The sequence below is a fragment of the Deinococcus sp. genome, from assembly GCF_018260405.1.
In the GTDB taxonomy this organism is placed as follows: Bacteria; Deinococcota; Deinococci; order Deinococcales; family Deinococcaceae; genus Deinococcus.
Window position 1 is genome coordinate 1 of the sequence record NZ_JAGLBG010000173.1, and the last position, 2,764, is coordinate 2,764.

2 protein-coding genes are annotated in these 2,764 nt (G+C 60.8%); one reads left to right on the forward strand and one right to left on the reverse strand.

Annotated features, from left to right (window positions below):
* Positions 1-362: 362 nt before the first annotated feature.
* A complete protein-coding gene (locus QZ269_RS12680; protein ID WP_291427063.1) occupies positions 363-1,367 on the reverse strand; it encodes a CAP domain-containing protein in 1,005 nt (334 codons plus the stop codon).
* Between the two features lie 388 nt (positions 1,368-1,755).
* Here QZ269_RS12680 and QZ269_RS12685 point away from each other — a divergent pair, with 388 nt between their 5' ends.
* Positions 1,756-2,610: a 1,4-dihydroxy-6-naphthoate synthase gene (locus QZ269_RS12685; RefSeq protein ID WP_291427064.1), complete on the forward strand. Its 855-nt coding sequence runs from the start codon at positions 1,756-1,758 to the stop codon at positions 2,608-2,610.
* Positions 2,611-2,764: the final 154 nt, after the last annotated feature.

Consider the following 2,764-nt stretch of genomic DNA (forward strand, 5'->3'; position numbering starts at 1 on the left):
GCTAGGGTAAGCTGCGCGTTCCACCGTTAAAGCCTAAAACATTTCCCATGGTTAGGGCCTCAGACAGCCTCTTAGAGTGTGCTTAATCGGACTGCGCTGGGTTCCGGCACATCTGGGAAAGCACCAGCTGGGCCTCTGCCCGCAGCGCCCTACCGCGAAATGCGTATTTTTCTTGCGTCCGCTCGGGTTGAATCCAAAATTGCCCGGTTCAATCGGCAGTCCGTATTAGAGCATTTTGCAAAAAGATGGTGCTCTTGTGACCATCTTTTTGCCGAGTGGAACGCGTGAACAAGAAAGAGCAGGACATAGAATGAAGGGAGCGGCGGTGTTTTTCCGACGTGCCTATCATTCGCAGAACTGCTCTAGCGCGCTGCAAAGTCCTGCACCCAGTAAATGCTGTAAAGGCTGCCCGGTATAGTCACGCTGCCCACGCCAAGTTCCTTGAGGTCTCGGCCCATCAGGATTTCACAGTGGTGGGGGCTGTTGACCCAGTTGGTCACTACCACCTGTGCAGAGGGGTATCCGGCGGCAATGTTTTCGGCAGATGTACGCCCGACGTAGCCTGCGGCCTTGATACGGTCACCGAAGGTAAGCCCACCGGGTGAAGTGTGGTCAAAGTAATTCTGCATGACCATGTCGGTGGCGTGGTTGCGGGCCGCATGTGCCAGCTGGTCGTTCCAGGTCAGGGGGGTAGTCGGCGCATAGACCGTTCCGCCGCAGTTGGCCCCTTTTGCCCGGGCCTCGTTGGTCAGGCGTAGCACCTCAAGCTCGTCGGCATTCGCGGGGCGGTCGGTGCCTGCATACCACTGATACCCGCTGCTCCCCACCTGTGTGCCGACATTTACGGGCAGGGTGACTGTGTGGTTCACGCTCCCCATGACTCCAGTCAGCGTCACGCTGTACTGGCCCGCTGAAGCGCCGGAAGTGTCTACATTCAGACTCGTACCGATCACGGTGGTCTTCAGCCCGGCGGGGCTGCTCGTGGCCGTCAGGGTGACTCCGCCGGTGTAGGTCGAGTTCCCCTGCAGAATAATGTTTGCTGACGCCCTCTGTCCGGTAGGGATGGTCAGACTAGGCACCGCTAGTCGAAGCGTAAAGTCCGGCGCAGGAGGCGTTGTCGTGGTTCCTGGGTTCCCTACTCTGGGAACCTTGACCGTAACGGTCAGCGGAACCATCAGTTTCATTTCGCCCCACTTCCCGCTGACTGTCAGAGCGTAATTCCCAATGGCGACGTTCTGCGTGGTGATGCTCAGCACGCCGCCTGCTACGCTGCCCTGCATTCCGTTTGGCAGATCGCTGACAGTGAAGTGATCGGCGGCGCGGTTGACCTGTACGGGCACGGTAGCGCTTCCGGTAGAGTCTACCAACAGGGAATCTGCGCCCAGCGTCAGGGTCGGTGCGGGAAGCGGGATGGGCGTTGTCGTGCCGAGAGGCGCGGGACCGGAGGGGCTCCCACTACAGGCGCTGAGCAGGCTTACGCCAAGCAGGAGAAAGGTAAGGCGAAGACGGGAAGACGGCTTAAGGCGGCTCGCATAGACCATGAGTAGACTCCTGGGCAGGGCCTGGCTATAACAGAGTCCGGGTGTGCCGCACCTGCTGGACCAGTCCTGAAAGTTGTGCCGCAGCTTAAGACAGCAAATAGCACACGATTCTCACAGCCCGGTTTTGTTTAGGGAAAGGCGGGCGGGGGCCTGTCAGACCACGCCCAGCAAAGCGGCACCTTTACGGGCCGCCCGTGAGGGGTAGCCTGTTGGTATGACTGCTTTGCCAGACATTCTGACCCTGGGTTACTCGTTCTGTCCCAACGACACGTTTATCTTTCATGCCTTACACGCGGGTCTGACGCCCTCGCCGCTGCCGGTGCAGGAAGTGCTGGAAGACGTGCAGACCCTCAACGAGTGGGCGGTGCAGGGCCGCCTGCCGATGACCAAAATCAGTTACCGGGCCTACTTCGGGGTCATGGAGGAGTATGTGGCGCTGCGGGCCGGGGGCGCACTGGGGCGCGGGGTAGGGCCGCTGATCGTTACGCGGGGCGACGTGCACGACCTCAACGCTCAGGTGGTGGCCTCGCCCGGCGCGCTGACCACCGCCGAACTGCTGCTGCGGCAGGTGTACCCGGACGTGCAGGTGGTTCACATGCGCTACGACGACGTGATGCCCGCCGTGCAGCGGGGCGAGTACCAGGGCCGCCACATCGCTGCGGGCCTGATTATCCACGAGTCGCGCTTTACGTTTCAGAACTTTGGCCTGAGCAGACTGCTTGATCTGGGCGCGTGGTGGGAACAAGAAACCAGTCTGCCGCTGCCTCTGGGCGCTATTCTGGTGCGGCGCAGTCTGGCCCCCGAATTGCAGTGGTCGCTGAATACTGCCGTGCGCCAAAGCCTCGAATATGCCTACGATCACCCTGGGGCGGCGATGGGCTATATCCGCCAGCACGCCCTGGAAATGTCCGGTGAGGTGATGCAGGCGCACATTGACCTGTACGTCAACAACTTTAGTCTGGACGTGGGCGAAGAAGGGCAGCGGGCCGTGCAGGAGCTGTACCGCCGGGCTGTGCAGGTGGGCGCAGTCAAAGCCAGTGACCTGCCTTTGTTTGTCTCGCAGCCCTGAGGCGCTTTGACCCGCGCCAACAGCGCTGGGGGCCGGTGTACCGCCCGTGGCTGTGCTTAGAGCCGTTCTCCGAATGGTGGGCACGTCAGAAAAACACCGCCGCCCCCTTCATTCTACGTCCTGCTCTTTCTTTTTCACTCGTTCCACTCGGCAA

Coding starts and splice junctions, on each gene's coding strand:
- QZ269_RS12685 (WP_291427064.1), top strand. CDS start 1,756: ATGACTGCTTTGCCAGACATTCTGACCCTGGGTTACTCGTTCTGTCCC.